Here is a 26866-nt window from a genome sequence, read left to right as displayed (position 1 = left end):
TGACGTCGGCGGCGGGCGAACCCGCCGCGGGCAGGGAGAGGCGGCAGGCGCCGCCTCCGGGAGTCGAGCAGACTGACTCAGGCCTAGTAGGTGGCCTGGGCGGCGCGAACCAGCCGCTCCGCCGCCTGCTCGGCGCTCATGCCGCTGCTGTTGAAGTAGTTGGTGACGATATCGAAGAGGGCCCCCTGGACATCGGCGCGTACCGCCATGCCATGGGCCATGCTGGGCACCAGGCCACCGTTGTCGGCGGCCGCCTGGAAGTCGGCCATGGAGGCCTGGGCGCAGGCGTCGAAGGCACTCATGTCCAGGTCGGTGCGGGCGGGAATCGAGCCCTTGGCCAGGTTGAAGGTCTCCTGGAAGGTGGGCTCCAGCACCAGCCGTGCCAGGTCGTGCTGGGCGGCCAGGTCGGCGGCCTCGGTGACCCGGAACATGGCCAGGCTGTCGATATTGAAGGTGAAGGCCGACTCGGTGCCCGGCGCCGGGGCGCAGAGGTACTCCTCGCCGGCGGCGAGGCCGGCGGCGGTGAACTCGCCCTTGGCCCAGTCGCCCATCAGCTGCATGGCGGCCACGCCGTTGATCACCATGGCGGTGGCCACGTTCCAGTCGCGCCCCGGCATGCCCTCGTCCATCAGCTCGCGCAGGCGCTTGAAGGTGGTCAGGGCCTGGATCATGGTGTCGCTGCCCAGGGCCTCGGGGTCGAGCTCCACCAGGGCGCGCCGGTAGAAGTCCTCGCCCCCCTCCGCCAGCACCACCGTCTCGAAGAGAGTGGCGTCCTGCCAGGGCTGGCCGCCGTGGGCCAGGGGCACATGGCCCGCGGCACGGATCGCCTCGGCGGCGTCGAACAGCTCGTCGAAACTGGTCGGCATCTCGACGCCGGCGGCGGCCAGCACCTCGGGGTTGCCCCATAGCCAGTTGACCCGGTGGACGTTCACCGGCACCGCCACATAGTGGCCATCGTGGCGCATGATCTCCGCCACCCGAGGCGGCAGCAGGCTGTCCCAGGCCGCCGCCTCGGCCACCTCGTCCAGCTCGCCGAGCAGCCCCAGCTCCCCCCACTCCTGGATCTCGGGCCCCTTGATCTGGGCCGCCGAGGGCGGGTTGCCGGACATGGCCCGGGACTTGAGCACGGTCATGGCGGTCTCGCCGCCGCCGCCGGCCACGGCGAAGTCCTGCCAGGCGTGGCCCTCGGCCTCCACCAGCTCCTTGAGCACCGAGGCCGCCTGGGCCTCGCCGCCGGAGGTCCACCAGTGCAGCACCTCCACCTCGCCGGCCTGGGTCGCGGCGGAGGCGCCCAGGGCCCCGGCCACGGCGAGGCCGAGCAGGGTGGGACGCGGCATAACGGAACGGAATCGAACGGATGCGGGCATAGCGTGTCTCCTTGTTGTTATCGTATCGCACCGCCTCTGGGAGCGGTTATCGACACGCTACTCCAGGCCCGCCCCCGGGTGGGGTTACCTAATGCTGCAAAGTCTTGCGGTATTATTTCACGCTTGTAATACATCGCCCGAGCCACCGGCCTTCAGGGTCACGCCCGGGGCAAGCGCAGCCTGACCACCAGGCCGCCGTCGGGATGGTTGGCGAGCCTCAGGCTACCCCCCAGGGCGTGGACGATATGCCGGGCGATCCCAAGCCCCAGGCCGCTGCCACCGGTGTTACGGCTGCGCGAGGGCTCCAGGCGCACGAAGGGTTCGAAGACCCGCTCGAGCTGCGCCTCGGGGATCCCCGGGCCGTGGTCGCGGAGGGTGATCTCCAGCGCCTCGGGACCGTCCACCAGGCACACCTCGACCCGACCACCATAGAAGATGGCGTTCTCCAGCAGGTTTCCCAGGCCGCGCTTCAGGGCCAGGGGCTTGGCCGCCAGCGGCGCCGCCGTGCCTGCCAGGCTCACCTCGCCGCCCTGCAGGTGCAGTTCGGCGGCGAGCCCTTCCAGCAGCGCCACCACGTCCACCGCCACCACCTCCTCGTGGAGGTCGAGCCCCTTCACCGAGGCCAGCGCCCCCTTGACCAGCAGGTCCAGCTCGTCCAGGGAGGCACAGAAGCGTTCCCGCTGGTGGGGATCGTCGAGCATCTCGGCGCGCAACCGCATCCGGGTAATCGGGGTCTTGAGGTCGTGGGAGATCGCCGAGAAGAGCCGCTCGCGCTCCTCCAGCTGGCCACGGATCCGCTCCTGCATGCGGTTGAAGGCCTGGGTGGTCTCGCGGGTCTCCCGGGGGCCCCGCTCCGGCAGGGGCGGGGCATCCAGGTCATCGCCCAGCTGGCGGGCGGCCCGGGCCAGCCGCGCCAGGGGCCGGGTCACGCTGCGGATGCCCAGCCAGGAGAGCCCCACCACGGTGAGCAGCACGATCAGCACCGCGAAGAGGCGATCCTCAGCCAGCCAGTGGCGCCCGGCGAAGAGCTCCGGCACCGGCAGCAGGGTCGCCACATAGAGCCACTCCTCCGGCCCCAGGGCCATCTGCACCACCAGGATCGGCGGCGACAAGGGCTCCATCAGCAGGCTGTGCTGGCCCCAGCGGGGCGGCAGGTCGTGGAGCAGTACCTGGTTGTTGAGCAAGCGCAGGGTCTCGGGGCGGGAGAACTCCACCCGGGCCTCGCGAATGCCCAGCTCCTCCTCCAGCACCCGCCGGAAGTTGTCCACCACCAGGGCCTGCTCGGGGCCGCGGCCGATCTCCTCCACCGGGATGCGATGGTCGTTGATGCTGACGAAGAAGCGGGTCCCGCCCATGTCGCGCAGCTGGTCCAGGACGATATGCCGGTAGTCGCGGGGCAGGGAGCGGAAGAAGCGCACCGTGGAGGCGACGCTGTAGGCCACGTTGCGGGAGAGCTCGTCGAGCTGCTCGAGCTGGCTGGCCCGGGCCTGGGCGGTCCAGATGGCGTAGCTGGCCAACTGGGCGCTGAGCACCCCGGTGATCATGATCAGCACGAAGCGACCGCGCAGCGAGCGCGGCAGCCCCCGGGCCAGGGTGCGGCGCAGGCGACGCCAGGGGCGATACCAGGGACCGAGCGCCTCCCCCATCCTAGGCGAGCACCTCGACCCGGGTGGCCAGCACATAGCCGGCGCCGCGCACGGTGCGAATCAGCTGGGAGTGCTGGGCGTCCTCCCCCAGGCGCTGGCGCAGCCGGCAGACATGGACATCGATGGAGCGATCCAGGGGCGGCGCGGGGCGCCCCCGGGTCAGCTCGAAGAGCGCCTCCCGGGAGAGCACCTCCTCGGGGTGATCGAGGAACACCTGCAGCAGCTGGAAGTCGGCCCCGGAGAGGGCGATACGCGCCTCCCCGGCGTCGATCAGCTCCCGGCTCACCCGGTCCAGGCGCCAGTCGCCGAAGGCCACCAGCCGCGCCTGAGCCGCGGTGACCGGAGGCGCCACCGTCGCCCGGGTGCGACGCAGCACCGCCTTGATGCGCGCCAGCAGCTCCCGGGGGTTGAAGGGCTTGCCCAGGTAGTCGTCGGCGCCCAGCTCCAGGCCGAGGATGCGATCGGTCTCGTCGGCGCTGGCGGTGAGCATGATGATCGGCACCTCGCTGTCGCGGCGCAGCTCGCGACAGATCGTGAAGCCATCGTCGCCGGGCAGCATCAGGTCGACGATCAGCAGGTCCGGGGTCTCCCGGGCCAGCAGGGCACGCAGGGCCTCGCCGTCCTCGGCGGTCAGGGCCCGGTAGCCGTGGCGACCCAGGTAGTCGGCCAGCAGTTCACGGATCTCGGGGTCGTCATCGACCACGATCAGGGTGACAGGCGTCGTCGTCATGGCGGGCATCCCGCGATCAGGGGTGAGGGAGTCTCGATCATGGGCGAGGGCCAGGGTGGCGACAAGGCGCGTGCGACCATGGTCGCAGCCTCAGAGAGCGAAGCGCTCACTGAGCCATTCGGCCACCGCCGCCTCGCCGTGATGCCCGATGCGCCGCGCCTCGGGCACCCGGCCGGCCAGCGCCGGATGGGCATTGGCCATCACCTGGGCCTCGCCGGCGAGGCCGAGCATCTCGGTGTCGTTGAGGTTGTCGCCGAAGGCCAGGCAGGCCCCGGGGGTCAGTCCCAGGCGCTCGAGCAGGGCCGTCAGGGCGGTGCCCTTGTTGACCCCGCCGGCCATGATCTCCAGGGCATTGGCGGTGGAATAGGTGATATGCAGGGCCTCGCCATGGTGCGCCCGCGCCTGGGCCTCGAGGCGCGCCAGGTGGTCCGGGTCGCCGATATAGAGCACCTTGCCCACCCGTTCGCCGTCCAGGGCATCGGGCGCCACCACCCGATAGCCGAAGCCGGTGGCGGCATGCAGCGCCAGCAGGCGCGGCGCCTCGGCGTCGATCAGCCAGTCGTCGTCCCGGTAGAGGTTGAGGCGCACCTCGGCGGGGCGCTCCAGGGCAATCAGCGCCCGGGCCCGGGCCGCGTCCAGGTGGCGGGCCGCCAGCAGGCGTCCCGCCGGATCGTGGAGATAGGCGCCGTTGGTGCTGATCAGGTGCACCGGCACCCCGAGCCGATCCCGGTAGGCCAGCATGTCCTGGTAATGGCGCCCGGAGGCGAAGGCCAGGTGGTGGCCCCGCTCGGCCAGGGCCCGCAGCACCTCGACGGTACGCGGGGCCAGGTCATGGTCGGCGCCCAGCAGGGTGCCATCCAGGTCGGAGACGATCAGGCGTGGGGTCATGGGGGGCTCCCGGAATCAGGGCGCCTCAGCTTAACCGATTCACCCCGGCGGCTCCTAGTCGCAACGGGGCTGGGTAAGTTATCGCAGCTAGTCCCAACTGCTGCTGGAGGCACGGGGCTACCCTGGTGGAAAGACCAAAACAAAACGACCGGCCCCGAGTGATCGGGGCCGGTCGTCGGGGGTAAGCTGGCTTAGGCGTCGCCCAGGCCTCGGGCCACGGCGGCGGCCCGTTCGCCCAGCAGCACATGGATCACGCCCTGCTCCAGGCGCTGGACCGCCTGGGCGCCGAGGCCGGCCAGGGCCGCCTCGTCCAGGGCCTGGGTATCCGCCAGCTCCAGGCGCAGCCGGGTGGCGGCCACCGCCGTGACGCTGCGCAGATTGCCCTCGCCGCCCAGGGCCCGATGCCAGGCCTGGCGCGCCTGGGGATCGAGGGCCTGGGTCGTCGCCTCGGGCACCGTGGCCTCAGTGGTGGCCTCAGTGGCTGTGGCCTCGGGCGTCGGTGCGGAGGCGGCCACGGGCGCGGTGCCCTGGGCGGCCATGGCGGCACGGATCTCGTCCGCCACCCCATCCGCGATGGGACCGAGGATCACCTGGAGGCCGCCGCCCTGCAGGCGCAGGAGGCCCCGGGAACCCAGGGCCTTGAGGGCCGCCTCGTCGATCGCCTCGGGGTGCTCCAGTACCAGGCGCAGCCGGGTGGTGCAGGCGCCGACGCTGGTGAGGTTGCCCGCCCCGCCCAGGGCGGCAACGAAGGCCGGGCCCCGCTCGCCGCTGGCCTGGGTGGCCGCAGGCGCCGCGGTTTCCGGCTCACGGCCCGGGGTGGGCAGGTCGAAGCGCAGGATGGCCCAGCGGAACACCGTGTAGTAGAGGGCGAAGTAGGCCAGGCCCACCGGCAGCATCAGCCAGCCATTGGTGGAGAGCCCATAGGAGAGGGCGAAGTCGAAGGCGCCGGCGGAGAAGGTGAAGCCGAGCTTGACGTCGAGCCAGTGCAACAGCGCCATGGAGACGCCGGTCAGCACCGCGTGCAGGCCATAGAGCAGCGGCGCCAGGAACATGAAGGTGAACTCGATGGGCTCGGTGACCCCGGTCAGGAAGGCGGTCAGCGCCAGGGACAGCAAGAGGCCACCCACCTGGGCGCGGCGTCCCTTGGGCGCGGCGTGGTACATGGCCAGGGCCGCCGCCGGCAGGCCGAACATCATCACCGGGAAGAAGCCCGCCATGAAACGCCCTGCGGCAGGGTCGCCGGCGAAGAAGCGGTTGAGGTCGCCGCTGGCCACCACCCCGGAGGCCGCCTCGAAGCTGCCGAAGACGAACCACACCAGGCTATTGAGCACATGGTGCAGGCCGGTGACGATCAGCAGGCGGTTGAGCACCCCGTAGACGAAGAGCCCCAGCTCGCCGGCGTCGATCAGCCACTGGCCGAGGGCGTCGATGCCGTGCTGGATCGGCGGCCAGATCACCCCGAATGCGACCCCCAGGGCCACCGCGGCCAGGCCGGTGGCGATGGGCACGAAGCGCCGTCCGCCGAAGAAGGCCAGGTACTCCGGCAGCGCGATCGCCTTGTAGCGGTTGTAGAGCAGCCCCGCCACGCAGCCGATGATGATGCCGGCCAGCACCCCCATGTTGATCTCCGGGTTGAGGGCGGTGAGCACCGCATCCAGCACCAGGTAGCCGATCACCCCGGCCAGGCCGGCGGCGCCGTTGTTGTCATCGGCGAAGCCCACCGCCAGGCCGATGGCGAAGATCAGCGCCAGGTTGGCGAAGATCGCCTCGCCGGCACTGGCGATAAAGGCGATATCCAGCAGGTCGGGCTGGCCCAGGCGCAGCAGCAGGCCGGCGATGGGCAGCACCGCGATGGGCAGCATCAGGGAGCGGCCGAGCCGCTGTAGCCCGCCCATCAGGCGGGATCCCAGGGTCAGGGTAGTCATTCTCAGCACCTCTCGAGGGTCGTTGTCGTTGTTGTGTCGGGGGTCGCGTCGGTCCGGGCCAGCCAGGCCGCGAGGCGCTCGCGCACCGCGGCCGCATCAGGAAGGGCCAGCAGCTCGGGCAGCTCGGCGGCCAGGGCGGCGGCGTCCAGGCGCCGCAGGGCGGCCTTCACCGCCGGCACCCGGGCCGGCTCCACGGAGAGTTCGTCGACGCCCAGCGCCACCAGCAGGGGCGCGGCCAGGTCGTCGCCGGCGGCGGCGCCGCACACCCCCACCGGGCAGCGTCCCTTGGCGCCGGCCACCGTGGCCTGGATCAGCCGCAGCACCGCCGGGTGCAGCACGTCGGCCCGGGCGGTCAGGGCCGGGTCCTCGCGATCCATGGCCAGGGTGTACTGGGTCAGGTCGTTGGTGCCGATGGAGAGGAAGTCCGCCTCGGCGGCGAGGCTTGCGGCACAGAGGGCGGCGCTGGGCACCTCGATCATGGCGCCCAGCCGCGGCCGCGCGGCGAGGCCAAGCTCGGAGGCGATGGCCTCCAGGCGCTGGCGCACCTGGCGCAGCTCGCCGGCCTCGCTGACCATAGGCAGCATGATATGCAGGGCATCGAGGGGCGTGACGCCGAGCAGGGCCCGCAGCTGGGTCTCCAGCAGCTCGGGGTGACTGGCCCAGAGGCGGGCCCCGCGCACGCCCAGCGCCGGGTTGGGCACCGCCGGCAGGCGCAGGTAGGGGAGCTGCTTGTCGGCGCCGATATCCAGGGTGCGGATGATCACCGGCTTGCCGTTCAGGGCCGCCAGGGCGGCCTGGTATTCGTCGCGCTGGGTGGCCTCGTCGGGGGCGCTGTCGCGCTCCAGGAAGAGGAATTCGCTGCGCAGCAGCCCCACCCCATCGGCGCCGGCCTCCGCGGCCAGGCGCGCCTCCTCGGCGCCGCCGATATTGGCGCATACCTCGACCTCGCGGCCATCCTGGGTGATGGCGGGCTCGAAGGCCGCCGCCCGGGCCGCCTCGGCCTCGCGGCGGCGGGCCTCGAGCCGCGCGGTCACCTCGACCACCTGGGCCTCGCTCGGCGCCGGCACCAGGCGACCGCGCTCGGCATCCAGGATGGCCGCCTCGCTCGGGGTGTTATCGAGGGCCGCCAGCAGGCCCGGCCCCATGGCCACCAGGCAGGGGATGCCCCGGGCCCGGGCCAGGATGGCCACATGGGAGGTGGTGCCGCCGCCGGCCAGGCAGAGCCCGGCGGGGCGCCGGGCGGCCACCGCCACCAGCTCCGAGGGGGTCAGCTCCTCGGCCACCAGCAGGGCATTCTCGGGAAGCTCGGGCAGGCCGGGCACCGCTGCGTCGCTCAGTTCCGTCATCACCCGCCGCTGCAGGTCGCGCAGGTCGGCGACCCGGGCGGCCAGCAGGGCGTTGCCGGTGGCGGTGAGGCGCTCGGCTTCGGCGTCCAGGGCCTCTCGCCAGGCCTGGCCGGCGCCGCGTCCATCGCGGATGCGCTCCTCCGCCGCCGCCGCCAGGTCCGGGTCCGCCAGCCAGGCGCCATGGGCGGCGAAGATCTCCGCCTCGGCGGTCTGACCGGCGCGAGTCGCCTCGGCCTCGTCCCGGGCCAGGGCCTCGCCGACCCGGGTCAGCGCCTGGGTCAGTCGTGGTGCTTCCACGGCCTCGCCCTCGCCGTCATGGGGCACGGCGGGCAGCGGCGGCCGATAGGCGACCAGCGGTCCCAGGGCCAGGCCGGGGCTGGCCACCAGGCCGGCCAGCTCGCCCTCCTCGACTCCCTCCCCCAGTGCCTCGTTCGGTGTCGCTTGAGGCTGGGGAGCGGGATGCGCCTCGGCCTCGGGGGTGGTGAGCAGGGCCTCGGCGGCGTCCAGGGCCGCCTCGGCGCGCTCGCCCCGGGCGGTCAACCGCAGGGCCGCTCCCTCGGTGAGGCCCAGGTTCATCAGGGCGCTTAGGCTATCGGCGCTGGCGCCGGGGCTTTCGCCGCTGCCCCCATCGCTCTCCCCTGCCCCGTGATCGAGATGCACACTCAGGGCAACGCCATGCTCCCGGGCGATGGCCCGCAGCCGCGCCGCGGGGCGGGCGTGCAGGCCCGCCGCCAGGGCCAGGGTCAGGCGCCGGTCGGCCTCGGGCCCACCGGCCAGCGTCTCGCGGCTTTCCGCCACCGCCGCCTCCAGCACCAGCAGCGGCTCGCCCAGGGTGACCCGGGCGCCGGCCGCGAGACTCGGCTCACGCAGCCGCCAGCCGCCGGCCTCGGTGATCACCAGGGGGGTGATCAGGGCACTGGCGCCCCGAGCCAGGGCGTCGGCATCGAAGCGACACAGGGGGTCGCCGGCGCGGACCCGGTCGCCCACGGCCACCAGGGGCTCGATGCCTTGCCCCTGGAGTTCCACGGTATCCAGGCCCAGGTGGAGCAACAGCTCCACCCCGGCCTCGGTTCTCAGGGTCAGGGCATGATGGGTGCGGGCACACTGCACCACCTCGCCATCGCAGGGGGCGTGCAGGCACTCGCCGAGGGGATCGAGGGCGATGCCCTCGCCCAGGGCCTGGCCGGCGAAGACCGGGTCGGGCACCGCGGCCAGGGGCACCACCAGCCCCGCCACGGGGGCCAGCAGGGTCAGGGTTTGGCTGGATTCGGACATGGGAGGACTCCCGATATTATTGTTAGGCGTTACAGGGTGCAGGTGACCTTGTTGAGGTGCCGGGGACGATCCGGGTCGCTGCCCCGGGCCGCCGCCAGGCCGGCCACCATGACGTAGAAGCTCTGGATCACCGAGAGCGGCTGCAGGGCCTCGTGGCCGGCATCCACCAGGGTCAATTGGCGCTGCGCCACGCCCTCGTCGGCGGCCAGCAGCACCCGGGCGCCGACGCCCTCGAGCCACTCGGCCAGTTCCAGCAGCCCGGCCTGTTCCGGTCCCGGCGGGGCGAACACCAGCACCGGGTAGCCGGGGCCGATCAGCGCCATGGGGCCGTGACGCACCTCGGCGCCGCTGAAGGGCTCGGCCTGGATGGCACAGGTCTCCTTGAACTTCAGCGCCGCCTCCTGGGCCACGGCGAGGCCGGCGCCGCGACCGATCACCATCAGCTTGTCGGCACCCGTCAGGGCCTCGATGGCCGGTGACCAGTCCATCGCCAGGGCCCGGGTCAGGCGCTCGGGCAGGTCATCCAGGGCGGTGAGCAGGCCGCGATCCTCCTGCCAGTGGCCGATCAGCTGGGCCATGGCGGAGAGGGTGGCCAGGTAGCTCTTGGTGGCGGCTACGCTCTTCTCCTCCCCGGCATAGAGGGGAATCTCGGTGTCGCTGGCCGCGCCCAGGGGCGACTGGGGGGTGTTGACCAGGGCCAGGGTGCGGGCACCGGCGGCGGCCAGGGCCTGCTGGGTGGCCACCAGGTCGGGGCTCTGTCCCGACTGGGAGACCGCCAGGGCCAGTTGGCCGGTGAGGCGCCAGGGCGCCTTGGCCAGGGTGGTCAGCGAGGGCGGCAGGGAGGCCACCGGGATGCCGCGACGCTTCATGCACTGGTAGGCGAAGTAGCTGGCGGCGTGATCGGAACTGCCCCGGGCGACGGTGACCGCCGCGGCGGGCTCCGCGGTGCGCAGGCGCTCGCCCAGCTCGGCGAGCAGGGCCTGGTTGCGTTGCAGCTGGCCGCGGATGCGCTCCGGGGCGTTGCGGGCTTCTTCGAGCATCAGGGACATGACGGGGCTCCTTGGAGGTTTCCACAGACGGGGCGGCCCTCGACGAAGACCGCTTGGAGTTGGAGTTGGGGGTCGAGGACCACCAGGTCGGCCAGGGCGCCCTCCGCCAGGCGACCGATCTCGTCGAGACCGAGGAAGTCGGCGGGGAAGCGCGACAGGCGGTCCGAGGCCTCGGCCAGGGAGAGCCCCAGGCCGACGAAATTGCGCAGCGCCTGGTCCATGGTCAGGGTGCTGCCGGCCAGGGTGCCGTCGGCCAGGCGCACCCCGCCCAGGCACTTGGTGACGGTCTGCTCGCCCAGCCGGTAATCGCCGTCGGGCATGCCGGCGGCGGCGGTGGAGTCGGTGACCGCATAGAGGTTGGGGATGCAGCGCAGGGCGGTGCGGATGGCCCCGGGGTGCACATGCAGCAGGTCGGGAATCAGCTCGGCGTACTGGGCATGGGCCAGGGCCGCGCCGACCATGCCCGGCTTGCGATGGTGCAGGCCGGTCATGGCATTGAACAGGTGGGTGAAGCCGCAGGCGCCATGGGCCAGGGCCTCGACCCCCTCCTCGTAGCTGCCCAGGGTGTGACCCAGCTGGACCCGTACGCCGCGCTCGCTGAGGTGGCGAATCAGGGCGTGGTGGCCGGCCAGCTCCGGGGCCAGGGTGACCAGGCGGATCGGCGCCAGGGCGCAGAGCTCGTCCACTTCCTCGATCAGGCCGCTGCGGGCATGGGCCGGCTGGGCGCCGAGCTTGCCGGGGTTGATGTAGGGCCCCTCCAGGTGCACCCCCAGCACCCCCGCGGCCCGGGGGTCCGGGTCGGCCATATAGGCGGCGATCTCGCCCAGCACCCGGCGAATCTCGGCGTCCGGGGCGGTCATGGTGGTGGCCAGCAGCCGGGTGGTGCCGAAGCGCACATGGGTACGCGCCAGGGTGGCCAGGGCCGCGCCCCCCTCCATGGTGTCGGCGCCGCCGCCGCCATGCACATGCAGGTCGACGAAGCCGGGCAGCAGCCGCGGATGGTCGTTGGTGTCGGGGTCCACCGGCTCGCCACTGATGCGGGTGATGCGCCCGCCGTCCCAGTGGAGTTCCCCCAGGCGCCAGCCCTCGGGGGTGAGGATATTGCCGTACAGCATGGGGCCTCCTAGCGGGTCAGCTCGACCATAAAGTCGTAGTAGTCGGTGCGGCAGTAGGTGACGGTGAGTTCCGCCGGGGTGCCATCGGCCAGATAGCCCAGGCGCGTCACCTTGAGCAGCGCCTGGCCTTCGGGCACCTCGGCCAGGGCCGCCAGCTCGGCGTCGGCATTGATGGCGGTGACGTGTTGCAGGGCCCGGGCCACCCGCTTGCCGCTGGCCTCCAGCACCGCGTAGAGGGAGGTCTCCACCGCCCGGGGATCGGGCAGCACCGATGCCGGCAGGCAGCTCTCCTCCACCGCCATCACCACGTCGTCGGCCAGGCGCAGGCGCTTGAGGCGCGCCACCCGGGCATCGGCGCCCAGGCCCAGGCGCATGCCCTCCTCCACGCTGGGGTTGGCCAGGCCGCGCGCCAGCCAGTGGGAGCTGGGGGTGAAGCCGCGCTGGGTGAGCAGCTCGGTGAAGCTGGAGAGCCGCGACAGGGACTGGTTGAGGCGCGGGGTAATAAAGGTGCCGGAGCCGCGGCTGCGGCGGATCAGCCCCAGCTCGGCCAGGCGATCCAGGGCCTTGCGGGCGGTGATCCGCGACACCTCCAGGCTCTCGGCCAGGTTGCGCTCCGAGGGCAGCGCCTCGCCGGCCTGCCAGGCGCCGGTCTCGATGGCCTGCTCCAGCTGGCGGGCCAGCTGCTGGTAGAGGGGCGTCGCGCCCTGGGGGTCGAGGCGCAGCTGGGTGAAGCGTGGGTCCATGGGTCTCTCCCTGTCTGGGGGCAGTAGCCATACCAATCTAATACCACTATAGACCCACATTGATACCAATCAAATACCACTTCTCTACGACCTTGGTGGCATAGGGCCCCCTTGCCGGAAGCGCCTCGGCGCCGTCTCTCTGGCGTAGGCGCCCGGTCGAGGAAGCGCAGGCTCTTGAGAAACCAGGGCCAAAGCGAACTTCAGGAGGCGCGCGATTGGCGCCACGGGCGGGAATCCGTATAGTGGCAGCCTCTCACCCCGCCACCAGAAAGTGTCCGATGCTGCAGAACAACGCCCTGCTTGCTCAGCTCAAGCAACAGATCCGCTCCACGACGCCCCGCGTGGAGGGCGTGATCAAAGCCACCGACAAGGGCTTCGGCTTCCTGGAGACCGACGACGGCGACTCCTACTTCGTGCCGCCCCCCGCCATGAAGCAGGTGCTGCATGGCGACCGGGTGGAGGCCGTCCTCCACGAGGAGGGTGAGAAGAAGAGCGTCGAACCCGACACCCTGATCGAGCAGGGCCTGGAGCGCTTTATCGCCCGGGTGCAGAAGCGCGAGGGGCGCCTGGCGGTGGTGCCGGATCATCCCTCCATCAAGAATGTTCTCAAGGCGCGCATCAAGCGCAGCCTCGACGAGGAGAGCATCGGCGACGGCGACTGGGTCGTGGCGCGCCTGGTGCGCCACCCGCTCAAGGAGAGCGATCGTGGCTTCTTCACCCAGATCGACGAGCTGGTGGCCAAGGCCGATAACCCGGCGGTGCCCTGGCGGGTGACCCTGGCCCGCCACGCCCTGGAGCAGGAGTGCCCGGACGCCGGCAGCGACTGGCCGCTGCGCGACGAGGGCCTCGAGCGCGAGGACCTCACCGCCGAGCCCTTCTTCACCATCGACGGCGAGAAGACCCGGGACATGGACGACGCCCTGCGCATCCGGGTCCGGGAGGACGGTGGCTGGGACCTGACGGTGGCCATCGCCGACCCCACCGCCTATGTGGAAGAGGGCCATGCGGCGGATCTCGAGGCGCGCACCCGCGCCTTCACCGTCTACCTGCCGGGCCAGAACGTCACCATGCTCCCCGAGCAACTGGCCGATGACCTCTGCTCCCTGTGGGAGGGCCAGGAGCGCCCGGTGCTGGCCTGCACCCTGACCGTCCAGGCCGACGGCAGCCTCGGCGATTACCGCTTCTTCGCCGCCACCGCCACCTCCCGGGCCAAGCTGGTCTACGACCGGGTCTCCGACTGGCTGGAGGGCCAGGGCGACTGGGCCCCGGAGGACGCCATCGCCGAGCAGCTCCAGGCGCTGCGCGACCTGACCGAGGCACGCAGCGCCTGGCGCGCCAAGCATGCCCTGGTGTTCAAGGATCGTCCCGACTATGTCTTCGATCTCGACGAGGCAGGCAATGTGCTGGATATCCGCACCGAGGAACGGCGCATCGCCAACCGCATGATCGAAGAGTCGATGATCGTTGCCAACGCCTGCTGCGCCGACCTGCTGGCTCAGCACGTGGGCCACGGCATCTTCAACGTGCACCGCGCCTTCGAGGACGACAAGGCCGAGGCCGCCCAGGAGTTCCTGGCCAGCCAGGAAATCCAGGTGGAGCGGGAAGCCCTCACCGAGCTCTCCCGCTACACGGAGCTCAAGCGCGAGCTGGAAGGCCGCGACGATGCCTGGCTGGACGCCCGCCTGCGCCGCTTCCAGGGTTTCACCAGCATGTCCGCCAAGCCTGGCCCCCACTTCGGCCTGGGGCTGCCCGCCTACGCCACCTGGACCTCGCCGATCCGCAAGTATGGCGATATGGTCAACCACCGGCTGATCAAGCGGGTGCTCAAGGGCGAACAGGCCCCCGCCGAGGCGAGCCTCGAGCTCACCGAGCAGCTCACCGAGCGGCGTCGCCTCAACCGCATGGCCGAGCGGGACGTCAAGGACTGGCTCTATGTGCGTTACCTGACCCCCGCCGCCAAGGCCCAGGAGGCCTTCGACGCCGAGGTGATCGCCATCAACCGCGGCGGCATGCGGGTGCGCCTCACCGCCAACGGCGCCACCGCCTTCGTGCCGGCGCCGCTGATCCACAGCGATCGGGACAAGGTGGCCATCGACGACAAGGAAGGGCGCATTCAGATCGAAGGGGAAGAACGCTACAAGCTCGGCGATCCGGTTCGGGTCGCCCTGACCGAGGCCCGGGAGGAGACCCGCTCCCTGGTGGCCCGCCCCAGCGAGTAACCAGTTAGTGACTGAAGGTGCTGGGGGCAGGATGGAGCGGGGGTTTTTTGCCAGGGGTGAGGAGCACGGCTCCGAACGGGCTGGCCAGGGATGGCCAGCACCGGCCCTGCTAGCGGAGCAGGATGCGAGAGCGAAGCAGGGCAAAAGTAGCGCCCAGGGATGGGTTCACAGCGCCCCGCGACAGCCTGCCCTCAGGCGCCCCAAGACTCGATGGGGACATCACAAACTGCGATAACCCTAGGCCCTGGAGTTTGACTCCGGGGCCTTTTTGTTGAGCGGTGTCACTTCCCGTGACTCGCTCGTAACATCACTTTATGGCAGAGTAAGCCGCATAACGATGATAACCGGGGCCGTCCCAGCGAGGGGGCGTCCAACGAGCAGGGATCTCACTCTATGGCGGCGCTTCTCGGCCTGCGCGGCAAGTCCGTGGTTACGCTTCTCTTCGCCTGTCTGCTGGCCCTGCTGCCGGCGGCACTGATCGGCTGGAAGGCCGTGGACGAGGTACGGCGACACTTCGCCAGCGCCTATGCCGAGCAGTACACCCTGCTGCAGATGCAGCGCATCATGGCCCCCCTGAGCCGTGAGCTGGCACTCTCCCGGCGCTTCGCCGACTCCATCGTCACCCGCGAATGGCTGCGCGCCCCGGACGACCCCGAGCGCCGCGAGCGTTTCTTCCGCGAGGCGGAGGGCTATCGCCAGCAGTTCACCAGCGGCGCCTTCTTTATCGTCGAGCACGCCAGCGGCGACTACTATTTCAGCGACGGCGCCGTTGGCGATGGCGACGCCAGCAATGGGCAAGGGCCCCGGGAGAGGCGCCCCGCCTACCGCCTCTCGCCGCAGCGCGAGGAGGATGCCTGGTACTTCGCCACCATGGCGAGCCGCGCCACCCACAATATCAACGTCAACGTCGACCGAGCCCTGGATCGCACCATGATCTGGCTCAATATCAAGGTCATGGACGCCGGCGAGCCACTGGGCCTGGCCGGCGGCAGCATCGATCTCAGCGACTTCCTCGACCGCTTTATCCGCTCGGCCCCGGCGGGCATCACGCCGATGATCATCGATAGCCGTGGTGCGCTCCAGGCCCACGCCGACCCCGAGCGGATCGCCCTGAGCTCCGTCAACCTCTCCCAGACCCTGGATGGCGACCACGGCCTCTACGCCATGCTGGAAACGCCGGCCCAGCGCGAGGCCCTGCGTGCCGCCATCCAGCAGACCACCCGGCGGCCCGGCGAGATTGCCACCCTGGAGACCAGCCTGGAGGGCGAGCCCCGCCTGCTGACCCTGGGCTACATTCCCGAGCTGCGCTGGCTGCTGGTCACGGCCCTGGATCTCAGTGCCTACCCGCTCCTCGATAGCCGCTGGTTCTGGCCCATGGTGGCGGCCCTGGGATTGATCCTGGCCACCCTGATGGGGGCCTTCGCCTATGCCACCCACCGTCTGATCCTGCGCCCCCTGCGGCGCCTGACCCTCTCGGCCCAGGCCATCGCCGGCGGCGACTACAGCCCGCGGCTACCCACCGGCCGCGACGACGAGATCGGCACCCTCTCCCAGGCCTTCTCGCGCATGGCCAACCAGGTGGAACGCTATACCCGTGACCTGGAAGGCCAGGTGCGCGAGCGCACCCGGGACCTGGAGGCGGCCCACGCGGAGATGGCCGCCGCCCACCAGCAGCTCGGCGACTCCATCCAGTACGCCAGCATCATCCAGCGCGCCATCCTGCCGGACAACCAGCTGGAGCGGCACCTGGCCCACCACTACGGGGTGCTGTGGAAGCCCCGGGACACCGTGGGCGGCGACTTCTACGTGTTTCGCGCCACGGGCCACGGTTACCTGCTGGGGGTGGTGGACTGCGCCGGCCACGGCGTGCCCGGGGCCATGATGACCATGCTCGCCCGGGCCCTGATCGACCAGGCCATCGCCCGGCATAGCGCCGATGACCCCGCCGCCCTGCTCACCGAGATCGACCATCGCGGCCGCGAGCTGCTGCCCGCCGAACGCCTGCCCTCCTCCATCGCCACCAATATGGACCTGGGCCTGGTGTGGGTCGATCCCCGGCGCGAGCGGCTCACCTATGCCGGCGCCAAGATCGACCTCTACGCCAGCGACGGGGAGTCCCTGACCCGCCTGCCGGCCAACAAGCGCGCCATCGGCCACCGCCGGCCGGGCCACTATGTGAACCAGACCCTGGCCATCGACGCAGACCACAGCTACTACCTGTGCAGTGACGGCTTCCTCGACCAGGCCGGCGGCAGCCACGGCTTCGGCTTCGGCAACCCACGCTTCGAGGCCCTGCTCAAGGATCAGGCCAAGCGCCCCCTGGCCGAACAGATGCGCGCCTTCGAGGCGGCCCTCTCGGCCTACCAAGGCGAGCTGCCCCAGCGCGACGACATCACCCTGCTGGCCTTTCGTGCCGAGCCCGCCGCGGGCCCGGCGTCCCACTCGCCGACAGACGCCCAACCAGATTAGGAGCCTCCATGGATCTATTGAGCATGCGGGAAAGCTATCAGCGTGATCGGGTCATGCTGTGCTTCAATGGCCCCATCTCGCGCAGCCTGATCGAGGAGATCGGCAAGGCGCTGCGCAACTACCTGGACACCCAGCAGACCGCCCCCGCCGCGGCCATGGATGTCTTCGCCGCCTATATCGAGATGACCCAGAACATCCGCCACTATGCGCGCCGCCAGGGCTATGGCGAGGAGCAGGCCTCGGCCACCGTGGTGGTCTCCCAGGATGACCAGGGACGCTATCAGGTCTCCGCGGGCAACCTGGTGGAGACCCCCGACGGCGAGCGCCTGGTCGACACCATCGAAGGGCTGCGAGGGCTCGACAAGGCCGAGCTCAAGGCCGCCTACAAGCGTCAACTGCGTCAGCCCCGGGACGAGGCCTCGCCCAGCGGCGCCGGCCTGGGCCTGCTGGATATCGCCCGCAAGTCGAGCCAGCCGATGCGCGCTTCGCTGCAGCCCTTGTCCGCGCAGCAAAGCTTCTTTAGCCTGACAGCCACCATCTGATACCCACCATGACCATGATTCCCGACCTCGACATTCCCGGCAGTCAGTCCACCCCGACCATCCACAGCGACTGGGCCGCCGGCCGGCTGACCATGCAGGGCGACTCCTACCCGGAGAACTCCTATGACCTCTTCGACCAGGTGATCGCCTGGGTGCAGGGCTTCTTGAACGAAGCACAGCGCCCCCTGACCCTGGAGCTGACCCTGGTCTACCTCAACACCTCCTCGGTGAAGGCGATGATGGATATCTTCGACCTGCTGGAAGAGGCCCACGAGCAGGGCCGCCAGGTCGCCGTGACCTGGCACTATGATGCCCGCAACGAGCGCATCGCCGAGCTCGCCGAAGAGTTCAAGGAGGACTGCAGCTACCCCTTCGCCATCACCCCGACCCCGGTGAGCGCATGAAGGCCCGGGGCGAGGAGGGGCTGCTGGAGCGAGTCGCCGCGCTACTCGCCGAGCCCCGGCATGCCGAACACCCCCTGCGCGAGGCCCTGGAGGCCCTCTACCTGCAGCACCGCGACCAGCAGGAGCAACTGGACCGGCTGATGGCCATCTCCGATCGCTACCAGGCCCTGGCCCGGGAGGCCCAGCAGGTCACCGAGAAGCGCTACGAGCGGGCCGTGAAGCGGCAGAAGAAGCTGTCGCGGATCTCCGACCGCTACCAGGCACTGATGCGCGAGCGCAACCAGGCCCTGCATCAGGAGGCGCATCACGACCCGCTCACCGAGCTGCCCAATCGACGCCTGATCGACGAGCGCCTGGCGCGCCTCGACCGGGAGGGGCGCCGCTATACCCTGGCGCTGCTGGATATCGACCACTTCAAGCAGGTCAATGACGCCCACGGTCACGACGTCGGCGACGAACTGCTGGTCGCGATCACCCGCACCATGCGCCAGGGCCTGCGCGACTATGACCTCTGCGGTCGCTGGGGCGGCGAGGAGTTCCTGCTGCTGCTGGGCAATACCGGCCTGGAAGAAGCCTCACGCATCGTCGACCGCTTGCGTGCCCGGCTGGCCCAGGTGCGGGTACCCAGCGGCGACCAGTGGCTCTCGGTCACCCTGAGCGCCGGACTCAGCGAGCACCGGGATGGCGAACCCTACCTGGCGACGCTACAGCGGGCCGACCAGGCGCTCCTCGAAGCCAAGCGCGAGGGCCGCGACCGCAGCCAGCTGGCCTCGGGCTAGCGCGCCGCTCTCCAGGGCCCTGCTGGAAGCCAAGCGCGACGGCCGCGACCGCAGCCAGCTGGCCTCGGGCTAACCGCTCCCCGCGGCACATGCCGGCGCCTACGAAAAAGGGCACCCCGAGGGGTGCCCTTTGCGTTACGCCGCAGGCGGGACAGGCTTACCAGCCGGTCACTTCCTTCAGGGCATCGCCGATGTGCGCCAGGGAGCGCACGGTCTTGACGCCGGCGTCTTCCAGGGCGGCGAACTTCTCGTCCGCGGTGCCCTTGCCGCCGGAGATGATGGCGCCCGCATGGCCCATGCGCTTGCCCGGAGGGGCGGTCACGCCGGCGATGTAGGAGACCACCGGCTTGGAGACGTTGGCCTTGATGTAGGCGGCCGCCTCTTCCTCGGCGGTGCCGCCGATCTCACCGATCATCACGATGGCTTCGGTCTGCGGGTCCTTCTCGAACATCTCGAGGATATCGATGAAGTTGGAGCCCGGGATGGGGTCGCCGCCGATGCCCACGCAGGTGGACTGACCGAAGCCGTGGTCGGTGGTCTGCTTGACGGCTTCATAGGTCAGGGTGCCGGAGCGGGAGACGATACCCACCTTGCCCGGCTGGTGGATATGACCCGGCATGATGCCGATCTTGCACTCGCCCGGGGTGATCACGCCGGGGCAGTTCGGGCCGATCAGGCGCACGCCCAGCTCGTCGCACTTCACCTTGGCGTCGAGCATGTCGAGGGTGGGGATGCCCTCGGTGATGCAGACGATCAGCTTGATGCCGCCGTTGGCGGCTTCCAGGATGGAGTCCTTGCAGAACGGGGCCGGCACGTAGATCACGCTGGCCTCGGCGCCGGTGGCTTCCACGGCTTCCTTGACGGTGTTGAACACCGGCAGGCCCAGGTGGGTCTGGCCACCCTTGCCCGGAGTCACGCCGCCGACCATCTGGGTGCCGTAGGCGATCGCCTGTTCGGAGTGGAAGGTCCCCTGGCCGCCGGTGAAGCCCTGGCAGATGACCTTGGTGCTCTTGTCGATCAGGATGCTCATTACTTGCCCTCCGCTGCCTTGACCACCTGCTGAGCGGCGTCGCTCAGGCTGGTCGCAGCGATGATGTTCAGACCGCTGGAGGCCAGCTTCTCGGCACCCAGCTCGGCGTTGGTGCCTTCCAGGCGCACCACGACCGGCACGTTGACACCGACCTGCTCGACGGCACCGATGATGCCCTCGGCGATCATGTCACAGCGCACGATGCCGCCGAAGATGTTGACCAGCACCGCCTTGACGTTGTCGTCGGAGAGGATCAGCTTGAACGCCTCGGCGACCCGCTCCTTGGTGGCGCCGCCGCCCACGTCCAGGAAGTTGGCCGGCTTGCCGCCGTTCAGGTTGACGATGTCCATGGTGCCCATGGCCAGGCCAGCGCCGTTGACCATGCAGCCGATGTTGCCGTCCAGGGCCACGTAGTTCAGTTCCCACTCGGCCGCCTCGGCCTCGCGAGCGTCCTCCTGGGAGGGATCGCGCATCGCCTGCAGGTCCGGGTGGCGATAGAGGGCGTTGCTGTCCAGGTTGATCTTGGCGTCGAGGCAGTGCAGGTTGCCTTCCTCGGTGATCACCAGCGGGTTGATCTCGAGCAGCGCCAGATCCTTGTCGTGGAACAGCTTGGAGAGACCCAGGAAGATCTTGGTGAACTGCTTCACCTGGTTGCCGGACAGGCCCAGGGCGAAGGCCAGCTCACGGGCCTGGTAGGGCTGAGCGCCGACCAGCGGGTCGATCTCGGCCTTGAGGATCTTCTCGGGGGTCTCCTCGGCGACCTTCTCGATCTCCACGCCGCCTTCGGTGGAGGCCATGAAGACCACGCGACGGGTGGTACGGTCGACCACGGCGCCCAGGTAGAGCTCGGAGGCGATATCGGTGCAGTTCTCGACCAGGATCTTGGCCACCGGCTGACCGTTGGCGTCGGTCTGGTAGGTCACCAGGTTCTTGCCCAGCCACTGCTCGGCGAAGGCCTTGGCCTCGGCCGGATCCTTGATCAGCTTGACGCCACCGGCCTTACCGCGGCCACCGGCGTGCACCTGGGCCTTGACGACCCACATGTCGCCACCGATCTTCTTGCAGGCCTCGGCGGCTTCTTCGGGAGTGTCCACGGCGAAGCCCTTGGACACCGGCAGACCATAGTCGGCAAACAGCTGTTTGCCCTGATACTCGTGAAGGTTCATCGTGTCATGCCATTGGTTGCATGTGACTCGAACGGTGATCCGGTGACGCGCCTCACGGCGAGGCATCGGATCACCACCGATCGCGCCCGATACATCGCCGGGCGCGCCGCGCCGCTCGTCGGCGGCGCTTGTTGTCTTACTTGCGCTTCTTGCGGTTGGCCATATGGATGGCGTGGCCTTCGACGGCGAGTGCCGCTTCATGGACCGCTTCCGACATGGTCGGGTGCGCGTAACAGGTCAGCGCCAGGTCCTCGGCGCTGGAGCCGAACTCCATGGCGATCACGCCCTGGGCGATCATCTCGCCGGCATGCTGGCCGACGATATGCATGCCCAGGATGCGGTCGGTCTCGGCATCGGCGATGATCTTGGCCTGGCCCTCGGTGGCGTTGTTGGCCATGGCGCGGCCGCTGGCGGCGAACGGGAAGGCACCGGTCTTGACCTCGATGCCCTGGGCCTTGGCGTCCTGCTCGGTCATGCCGACCCAGGCCACTTCCGGGAAGGTGTAGATCACGCTGGGGATGGCGTCGTAGTTCATCTCGGCCTTATGGCCGGCGATGATGTCCGCCACCATGATGCCCTCTTCGGAAGCCTTGTGGGCCAGCATCGGGCCACGCACCACGTCGCCGATGGCGTAGACGCCCGGCACGCTGGTGCGGCACTGGTCGTCGACGAAGATGAAGCCGCGCTCGTCCAGCTTGACGCCGGCGTCGTCGCCCAGCAGGCCCTGGGTGTAGGGACGGCGGCCCACGCAGACGATCAGCTTGTCGAAGACCTGCTCCTGCTCGCCCTTGGCGTCGGTGTACTTGACCACCACCTCGTCGCCCTTGACCTCGGAGCCGGTGACCCGGGCACCCAGCTTGATGTCCATGCCCTGCTTCTTGAGCAGTTTCTGGGTCTCCTTGGCGATGGCGCTATCGACCATCGGCAGGAAGGAGTCCATGGCCTCCAGCACGGTGACCTCGGAGCCCAGGCGGTTCCACACGCTGCCCAGCTCCAGGCCGATCACGCCGGCGCCGATCACGCCGAGGCGCTTGGGCGTTTCCTGGAACTCCAGGGCGCCGGTGGAATCGACGATCAGGCCCTCGGTGAGCGGGGTCGGCGGAATCTCCACCGGCACGGAGCCGGAGGCGATGACGATGTGGTCGGCCTCGTAGACGGCGCTCTCGCCATCCTTGCTGACCTCCACCTGCTTGCCGGAGAGCACCTTGCCGGCGCCTTCCAGGGCGGTGACGCCGTTGGCCTTGAACAGGCCGGCGATGCCGCCGGTCAGGTTCTTAACGATCTTGTCCTTGCGGGCCATCATCTTCTTGACGTCCATCTGGACGTCGCTGGCCTGGATACCCATGTCGTCGAAGTCGTGCTGCGCCTCGACGAACTTGTGGGAGGCCTCGAGCAGCGCCTTGGACGGGATACAGCCCACGTTCAGGCAGGTGCCGCCGTGAACGACATTGCCTTCCTTGCCGATCCACTTCTCGACACAGGCGGTCTTCAGCCCCAGCTGGGCGGCACGAATGGCGGCTACGTAGCCGCCGGGGCCAGCACCGATGACGATCACATCAAATTTATCGGCCATTGAATCTTTCCTGTTGATCGGTTCGCGTTTGAGTCCGGTAGATGGCGCTTAGACGTCCAGCAGCAGGCGTGCCGGATCCTCCAGCAGATCCTTGACGGCGACCAGGAACTGTACCGCGTCCTTGCCGTCGATCATGCGGTGGTCGTAGGAGAGCGCCAGGTACATCATCGGACGAATTTCGACCTTGCCGTTCACCGCCATGGGTCGTTCCTGGATCTTGTGCATGCCCAGGATGGCGGTTTGCGGCGGATTCAGAATCGGCGTCGACATCAGTGAGCCGAAGATGCCCCCATTTGTAATTGTGAAGGTACCGCCCTGCATCTCGTCGATGCCCAGCTTGCCGTCGCGGGCGCGCTTGCCGAAGTCGACGATGCCCTTCTCCACGTCGGCCAGCGACATGGTGGCGGTGTCACGCAGGACGGGAACCACCAGGCCGCGCGGGGTCGAGACCGCCACGCCGATGTCCTGGTAGCCGTGGTAGACGATATCGCTGCCGTCGATGGAGGCGTTGACGTCCGGGAAGCGCTTGAGCGCCTCGGTGGCGGCCTTGACGAAGAAGCCCATGAAGCCGAGCTTGGTGTCGTGGGCCTTGAGGAAGGTGTCCTTGTACTGGGCACGCAGACCCATGACCGCGCTCATGTCCACCTCGTTGTAGGTGGTGAGCATGGCGGCGGTCTGCTGGGCCTGGACCAGGCGCTTGGCGATGGTCTGACGCAGGCGGCTCATCGGCACACGCTTCTCGGGGCGCTCGCCCTCGACCACCGGGGCCGCGGCCGGGGCGGCCGGCGCCGCGGCGGCCTTGGCCTTCTTGGCGTTGCCGGCCTGGATGGCGCGCTGCACGTCCTCCTTGAGGATGCGGCCGCCCTTGCCGGTGCCATCGATCTTGGCCACGTCCAGGTCATGCTCGGCCACCAGCTTGCGAGCCGCCGGGGCCAGGATCTTGTCGCCGACCTTCTCGTCGGCGCCTTCGTCCGCGGCCTCGCTCTTGGCCTCGGCGGGGGCAGGCGCGGCAGCGCCACCGGCGCCCTCGGCGAAGATCGCCAGCACCGCTTCGGAGGCCACCTGACTGCCCTCTTCGGCCTTGATCTCCACCAGGGCACCATCGGCCGGGGCGACCACTTCCAGCACCACCTTGTCGGTCTCGATCTCGGCCAGCACCTCGTCGCGCTTGACCGCCTCGCCGACCTGCTTGCTCCAGCTGGCCACGGTGCCTTCCTGGATCGACTCGGGGAAGGTCGGCGCCTTCACCTCGTGCTGCTGGCCGGAAGCGGCAGGCGCCTCGGCCTTGGCGGCGGGGGCGGCGTCCTCCTTGGCCTCGCTCTTCGCCTCGGCCTTGGCGCCGGCGGCGCCGAGGGTGCCCAGCACCTGCTCGGAGGCCACGGTGTCGCCCTCTTCGGCCTTGATCTCGCTCAGGGTGCCGGCCTCGGGGGCCAGCACTTCCAGCACCACCTTGTCGGTCTCGATCTCGACGATCAGCTCGTCGCGCTCGACGCTGTCGCCCGGCTGCTTGTGCCAGGCCGCCACGCTGCCTTCGGCAACGGACTCAGGAAAGGTAGGCGCTTTGATCTCGGTTGCCATCTTGGTCGTTTCCCTTGTGTGTTCTCTCGTCCGGTGGGCGCCTTACAGATTGAAGGCGTCGTCCACCAGTTGGCGCTGCTGTTCAACGTGTACCGACATATAGCCCGCGGCGGGGGCCGCCGAGGCGGGACGACCGGCGAACTTGAGCGAACCGCCCAGGTTGCTGGCCAGCATGTCGGCGACGGCCCGCATATGGTGCTGGCTGGAGTACCAGGCGCCCTGGTTGAGGGGCTCTTCCTGACACCACACCACCTGCTCCAGGTTGGGGTAGGACTTGAGGGCCTGGTAGAGCTCCTCCTTGGGGAAGGGGTAGAGCTGTTCCAGGCGCACGATGGCGGTATCGTCGCGCTCCTGCTCGGTCCGGTAGTTGGCCAGGTCGTAGTAGACCTTGCCGGCACAGAGCACCACGCGCTTGACCTTCTCCGCCTCGAGCTTGCCCTGGTCGGGCAGCACCATCTGGAACTTGCCGTAGGCCAGCTCCTCCAGGCTGGAGGTGGCCTCCTTGTGACGCAGCAGGCTCTTGGGCGACATGATCACCAGCGGCTTGCGCAGCGGGCGGATCACCTGGCGGCGCAGCAGATGGAAGATCTGCGCCGGGGTGGTCGGAACGCAGACCTGCATGTTGTGCTCGGCGCACAGCTGCAGGAAGCGCTCCAGGCGCGCCGAGGAGTGCTCGGGGCCCTGCCCTTCGTAGCCGTGGGGGAGCAGCATGGTCAGGCCGCACAGCCGGCCCCACTTGGTCTCACCGGAGGAGATGAACTGGTCCACTACCACCTGGGCGCCGTTGAAGAAGTCGCCGAACTGCGCCTCCCAGATGATCAGCGCACTGGGCATGGTGGTGGCGTAGCCGTACTCGAACGCCAGCACCGCCTCTTCCGAGAGGAAGGAGTCGTGGATGGTGAAGCGCGGCTGACCGTCGGCGATATGCTCCAGCGGCACGTAGGTGCTGCCGTCCTTCTGGTTGTGCACCACCGCATGGCGGTGGGAGAAGGTGCCGCGGCCCACGTCCTGGCCGGTGATGCGGATCGGGTGCCCCTGGTCGAGCAGGGTGGCGTAGGCCAGGGTCTCGGCGAAGCCCCAGTTCAGGGCCATGCCGCCGGCCTGCATCTTGCGGCGATCCTCGTAGATCTTGGCCACCTGACGCTGGACGCTGACGCCGTCGGGAATCTCGCACATCCTGGCGGCCAGCTGCTGCAGGCGCTTCATGTCGACGGTGGTATCGGCGTCGCCGGTCCACTCGTGGCCCAGGTAGGGGGCCCAGTCGACGAACAGCGACTTGTTGGGCTCCTTGACCAGGGCGTTGGCCACGTGATTGCCGGCCAGCAGGTCTTCCCGATAGGTCTCGACCAGTTGCTTGGTCTCGTCCTCGGAGAGCACGCCCTGCTCCACCAGGCGCTTGGCGTAGAGTGCCCGGGAGCTGGGGTGGTTCTTGATCTTGCCGTACATCATCGGCTGGGTGCCGGAGGGCTCGTCGGCCTCGTTGTGACCGCGGCGGCGGTAGCACACCAGGTCGATGACCACGTCCTTCTTGAACTGCATGCGATAGTCGAGCGCCACCTGGGCGACATGCAGCACGGCGTCCGGGTCGTCGCCGTTGACGTGGAAGATCGGCGCCTGGACCATCTTGGCGATGTCGGTGCAGTACTCGGTGGAGCGAGTGTCCAGGGGATTGGAGGTGGTGAAGCCGACCTGGTTGTTGATCACCAGGTGCAGCGTCCCGCCGGTCTTGTAGGCGCGGGTCTGGGACATCTGGAAAGTCTCCATGACCACGCCCTGACCGGCGAAGGCCGCGTCCCCGTGCACATTGATCGGCAGCACCTTGGTGCCGTCGCCATCGTTGCGGCGATCCTGGCGAGCGCGTACCGAGCCCTCCACCACCGGCGAGACGATCTCGAGATGCGAGGGGTTGAAGGCCAGCGCCAGGTGCACCTCGCCGCCCGGGGTCATGACATTGGAGCTGAAGCCCTGATGATACTTGACGTCGCCGGAGCCGTGCTCGATGACCTTCTTGCCGTCGAACTCCTCGATCAGCTCGGAGGGGCTCTTGCCGAGGATATTGACCAGCAGGTTGAGGCGGCCACGGTGGGCCATCCCGATCACCACTTCCTTGGTGCCGTAGCCGCCGGCACGTTGGATCAGCTCGTCCATCATCGGAATGAAGGACTCGCCGCCCTCCAGGCCGAAGCGCTTGGTGCCCGGGTACTTGGAGGCCAGGTAGTTCTCCAGGCCCTCGGCGGCGGTGAGCCGCTCCAGCACGTGCTTGCGCACCTCGGGGCTGAACTTGGGCGCGCTGCGCACCGATTCGAAGCGCTGCTGCAGCCAGCGTTTCTCTTCGGTATCGACGATGTGCATGAACTCACAGCCGATGGCACGGCAGTAAGTCTGCTCCAGGGACTCGACGATCTCCTTGAGGGGCGCCTCGTCCTTGCCGATAAACAGCGAGCCGGTCTGGAACTCGGTGTCCAGGTCCGCGGAAGTCAGCTGGTGGAAGGCCAGATCCAGGTCGGGCACCGGGGTCGGGCTGCGCAGATCGAGGGGATCGATCTTGGCGCGCTGATGGCCACGGAAGCGGTAAGCGTTGATCAGCTGGAGGACCTTGACCTGCTTCTTGCTGTCGCCGCTGTCGCCGGAGGCGGCGGCCTGGGCGGGGCGTCGGGTCTTGGCTAGCTGATAGAACTGGTCACGGATCGGACTAAGGGGGACGTCTTGGGAGGAGCTGCCTTCGGGGCGGGGCAACTGGTCGAAATAGTTGCGCCACTCATCGGGGACAGCATTGGGATCGACGAGGTACTGCTCGTAGAGCGCTTCCACATAGTGGACGTTGCCACCACTCATGTGGGAAGTGCGCCACATCAACTCCATTATGCCTTCTTGCATCTCTCGGTCACCCTGCACTGATGGGGTGTTGTCGGCGCCTGACACGGGGGTCGCCGCATCGGCGTTCCTGGTGCCCTGCCGGCGGGCGGTTCATCCTTCCGGCACTTAAGCTTGCAAACAGGCCACTTATTATCGTTTCCGGCAC

19 protein-coding genes are annotated in these 26866 nt (G+C 69.3%); 5 read left to right on the top strand and 14 right to left on the bottom strand.

Going from position 1 to position 26866, the window contains the following annotated elements:
- Positions 1 to 83: 83 nt before the first annotated feature.
- From IHD13_RS07355 to IHD13_RS07315, 9 genes are all read right to left on the bottom strand, one after another.
- On the bottom strand, positions 84 to 1367 hold the full coding sequence (locus IHD13_RS07355) for an ABC transporter substrate-binding protein (RefSeq protein WP_195860389.1): 1284 nt from the start codon (positions 1365 to 1367) through the stop codon (positions 84 to 86).
- Positions 1368 to 1525: 158 nt separating this feature from the next.
- Positions 1526 to 3013 carry an ATP-binding protein gene (locus tag IHD13_RS07350; RefSeq protein ID WP_195860388.1) on the bottom strand — a complete coding sequence of 496 codons (1488 nt, stop codon included), beginning with the start codon at positions 3011 to 3013 and terminating at the stop codon, positions 1526 to 1528.
- A 1-nt stretch (position 3014) separates the two neighbouring features.
- Positions 3015 to 3743, bottom strand: a complete 729-nt coding sequence (locus IHD13_RS07345; RefSeq protein ID WP_195860387.1) for a response regulator — start codon at positions 3741 to 3743, stop codon at positions 3015 to 3017.
- A gap of 90 nt (positions 3744 to 3833) precedes the next feature.
- A complete protein-coding gene (locus tag IHD13_RS07340) occupies positions 3834 to 4631 on the bottom strand; it encodes a Cof-type HAD-IIB family hydrolase (RefSeq protein ID WP_195860386.1) in 798 nt (265 codons plus the stop codon).
- Positions 4632 to 4822: 191 nt separating this feature from the next.
- A complete protein-coding gene (gene nagE, locus IHD13_RS07335; RefSeq protein WP_195860385.1) occupies positions 4823 to 6556 on the bottom strand; it encodes an N-acetylglucosamine-specific PTS transporter subunit IIBC in 1734 nt (577 codons plus the stop codon).
- Positions 6557 to 6558: 2 nt separating this feature from the next.
- Positions 6559 to 9177 carry a phosphoenolpyruvate--protein phosphotransferase gene (ptsP, locus tag IHD13_RS07330; protein ID WP_195860384.1) on the bottom strand — a complete coding sequence of 873 codons (2619 nt, stop codon included), beginning with the start codon at positions 9175 to 9177 and terminating at the stop codon, positions 6559 to 6561.
- Between the two features lie 29 nt (positions 9178 to 9206).
- The gene (locus IHD13_RS07325; RefSeq protein ID WP_195860383.1) at positions 9207 to 10226 is read right to left on the bottom strand and encodes an SIS domain-containing protein; all 1020 of its coding nucleotides are present in this window, start codon (positions 10224 to 10226) and stop codon (positions 9207 to 9209) included.
- A complete protein-coding gene (nagA, locus tag IHD13_RS07320; protein WP_195860382.1) occupies positions 10217 to 11341 on the bottom strand; it encodes an N-acetylglucosamine-6-phosphate deacetylase in 1125 nt (374 codons plus the stop codon). Before nagA ends, IHD13_RS07325 begins: the two co-directional genes overlap by 10 nt.
- 8 nt (positions 11342 to 11349) lie before the next feature.
- A complete protein-coding gene (locus IHD13_RS07315) occupies positions 11350 to 12084 on the bottom strand; it encodes a GntR family transcriptional regulator (RefSeq protein WP_195860381.1) in 735 nt (244 codons plus the stop codon).
- Between the two features lie 278 nt (positions 12085 to 12362).
- On the opposite strand from IHD13_RS07315, the gene IHD13_RS07310 reads away from it, so the two are divergent.
- The 5 genes from IHD13_RS07310 (at position 12363) to siaD (ending at position 18497) form a co-directional block, all read left to right on the top strand.
- Complete coding sequence (locus IHD13_RS07310; RefSeq protein WP_195860380.1) at positions 12363 to 14303, top strand: exoribonuclease II; 1941 nt, start codon at positions 12363 to 12365, stop codon at positions 14301 to 14303.
- Between the two features lie 393 nt (positions 14304 to 14696).
- On the top strand, positions 14697 to 16772 hold the full coding sequence (gene siaA, locus IHD13_RS07305) for a biofilm regulation protein phosphatase SiaA (RefSeq protein ID WP_195860379.1): 2076 nt from the start codon (positions 14697 to 14699) through the stop codon (positions 16770 to 16772).
- Between the two features lie 8 nt (positions 16773 to 16780).
- On the top strand, positions 16781 to 17314 hold the full coding sequence (gene siaB, locus IHD13_RS07300; RefSeq protein WP_195860378.1) for a biofilm regulation protein kinase SiaB: 534 nt from the start codon (positions 16781 to 16783) through the stop codon (positions 17312 to 17314).
- A gap of 8 nt (positions 17315 to 17322) precedes the next feature.
- Positions 17323 to 17718 (top strand): biofilm regulation phosphoprotein SiaC, encoded by a 396-nt coding sequence (siaC, locus tag IHD13_RS07295; protein ID WP_442786564.1) that lies wholly within the window; start codon positions 17323 to 17325, stop codon positions 17716 to 17718.
- Positions 17715 to 18497, top strand: a complete 783-nt coding sequence (gene siaD, locus IHD13_RS07290) for a biofilm regulation diguanylate cyclase SiaD (protein ID WP_195860377.1) — start codon at positions 17715 to 17717, stop codon at positions 18495 to 18497. The genes siaC and siaD overlap by 4 nt, the downstream gene beginning before the upstream one ends.
- A 157-nt stretch (positions 18498 to 18654) precedes the next feature.
- Here the strand turns inward: siaD and sucD are convergent, their stop codons facing one another.
- The 5 genes from sucD to IHD13_RS07265 all read right to left on the bottom strand — a co-directional run bounded on the left by sucD (position 18655) and on the right by IHD13_RS07265 (position 26721).
- A complete protein-coding gene (gene sucD, locus IHD13_RS07285) occupies positions 18655 to 19527 on the bottom strand; it encodes a succinate--CoA ligase subunit alpha (protein ID WP_195860376.1) in 873 nt (290 codons plus the stop codon).
- Positions 19527 to 20693 carry an ADP-forming succinate--CoA ligase subunit beta gene (gene sucC / locus IHD13_RS07280; RefSeq protein ID WP_195860375.1) on the bottom strand — a complete coding sequence of 389 codons (1167 nt, stop codon included), beginning with the start codon at positions 20691 to 20693 and terminating at the stop codon, positions 19527 to 19529. Before sucC ends, sucD begins: the two co-directional genes overlap by 1 nt.
- 136 nt (positions 20694 to 20829) lie before the next feature.
- Positions 20830 to 22266, bottom strand: coding sequence for a dihydrolipoyl dehydrogenase (gene lpdA / locus IHD13_RS07275; RefSeq protein ID WP_195860374.1), 1437 nt, complete (start codon positions 22264 to 22266; stop codon positions 20830 to 20832).
- A gap of 48 nt (positions 22267 to 22314) precedes the next feature.
- The gene (gene odhB / locus IHD13_RS07270; RefSeq protein WP_195860373.1) at positions 22315 to 23844 is read right to left on the bottom strand and encodes a 2-oxoglutarate dehydrogenase complex dihydrolipoyllysine-residue succinyltransferase; all 1530 of its coding nucleotides are present in this window, start codon (positions 23842 to 23844) and stop codon (positions 22315 to 22317) included.
- Positions 23845 to 23886: 42 nt separating this feature from the next.
- Positions 23887 to 26721, bottom strand: a complete 2835-nt coding sequence (locus tag IHD13_RS07265; RefSeq protein ID WP_195860372.1) for a 2-oxoglutarate dehydrogenase E1 component — start codon at positions 26719 to 26721, stop codon at positions 23887 to 23889.
- Between the last annotated feature and the right edge of the window lie 145 nt (positions 26722 to 26866).

The sequence above is a fragment of the Halomonas sp. 328 genome (assembly GCF_015645095.1).
GTDB lineage: Bacteria > Pseudomonadota > Gammaproteobacteria > Pseudomonadales > Halomonadaceae > Bisbaumannia.
This window is presented reverse-complemented; position numbering and strand designations above follow the sequence as displayed.

Excerpts from the sequence above, each read along its gene's own strand:
- nagA (WP_195860382.1), bottom strand. The coding sequence starts at position 11,341 with ATGCTGTACGGCAATATCCTCACCCCCGAGGGCTGGCGCCTGGGGGAA.
- sucD (WP_195860376.1), bottom strand. The coding sequence starts at position 19,527 with ATGAGCATCCTGATCGACAAGAGCACCAAGGTCATCTGCCAGGGCTTC.
- lpdA (WP_195860374.1), bottom strand. The coding sequence starts at position 22,266 with ATGGCCGATAAATTTGATGTGATCGTCATCGGTGCTGGCCCCGGCGGC.
- odhB (WP_195860373.1), bottom strand. The coding sequence starts at position 23,844 with ATGGCAACCGAGATCAAAGCGCCTACCTTTCCTGAGTCCGTTGCCGAA.
- siaA (WP_195860379.1), top strand. The coding sequence starts at position 14,697 with ATGGCGGCGCTTCTCGGCCTGCGCGGCAAGTCCGTGGTTACGCTTCTC.
- IHD13_RS07265 (WP_195860372.1), bottom strand. The coding sequence starts at position 26,721 with ATGCAAGAAGGCATAATGGAGTTGATGTGGCGCACTTCCCACATGAGT.
- nagE (WP_195860385.1), bottom strand. The coding sequence starts at position 6,556 with ATGACTACCCTGACCCTGGGATCCCGCCTGATGGGCGGGCTACAGCGG.
- siaB (WP_195860378.1), top strand. The coding sequence starts at position 16,781 with ATGGATCTATTGAGCATGCGGGAAAGCTATCAGCGTGATCGGGTCATG.
- siaD (WP_195860377.1), top strand. The coding sequence starts at position 17,715 with ATGAAGGCCCGGGGCGAGGAGGGGCTGCTGGAGCGAGTCGCCGCGCTA.
- IHD13_RS07315 (WP_195860381.1), bottom strand. The coding sequence starts at position 12,084 with ATGGACCCACGCTTCACCCAGCTGCGCCTCGACCCCCAGGGCGCGACG.
- IHD13_RS07355 (WP_195860389.1), bottom strand. The coding sequence starts at position 1,367 with ATGCCCGCATCCGTTCGATTCCGTTCCGTTATGCCGCGTCCCACCCTG.
- ptsP (WP_195860384.1), bottom strand. The coding sequence starts at position 9,177 with ATGTCCGAATCCAGCCAAACCCTGACCCTGCTGGCCCCCGTGGCGGGG.
- IHD13_RS07340 (WP_195860386.1), bottom strand. The coding sequence starts at position 4,631 with ATGACCCCACGCCTGATCGTCTCCGACCTGGATGGCACCCTGCTGGGC.
- IHD13_RS07345 (WP_195860387.1), bottom strand. The coding sequence starts at position 3,743 with ATGACGACGACGCCTGTCACCCTGATCGTGGTCGATGACGACCCCGAG.
- IHD13_RS07350 (WP_195860388.1), bottom strand. The coding sequence starts at position 3,013 with ATGGGGGAGGCGCTCGGTCCCTGGTATCGCCCCTGGCGTCGCCTGCGC.
- siaC (WP_442786564.1), top strand. The coding sequence starts at position 17,323 with ATGACCATGATTCCCGACCTCGACATTCCCGGCAGTCAGTCCACCCCG.
- IHD13_RS07325 (WP_195860383.1), bottom strand. The coding sequence starts at position 10,226 with ATGTCCCTGATGCTCGAAGAAGCCCGCAACGCCCCGGAGCGCATCCGC.
- sucC (WP_195860375.1), bottom strand. The coding sequence starts at position 20,693 with ATGAACCTTCACGAGTATCAGGGCAAACAGCTGTTTGCCGACTATGGT.
- IHD13_RS07310 (WP_195860380.1), top strand. The coding sequence starts at position 12,363 with ATGCTGCAGAACAACGCCCTGCTTGCTCAGCTCAAGCAACAGATCCGC.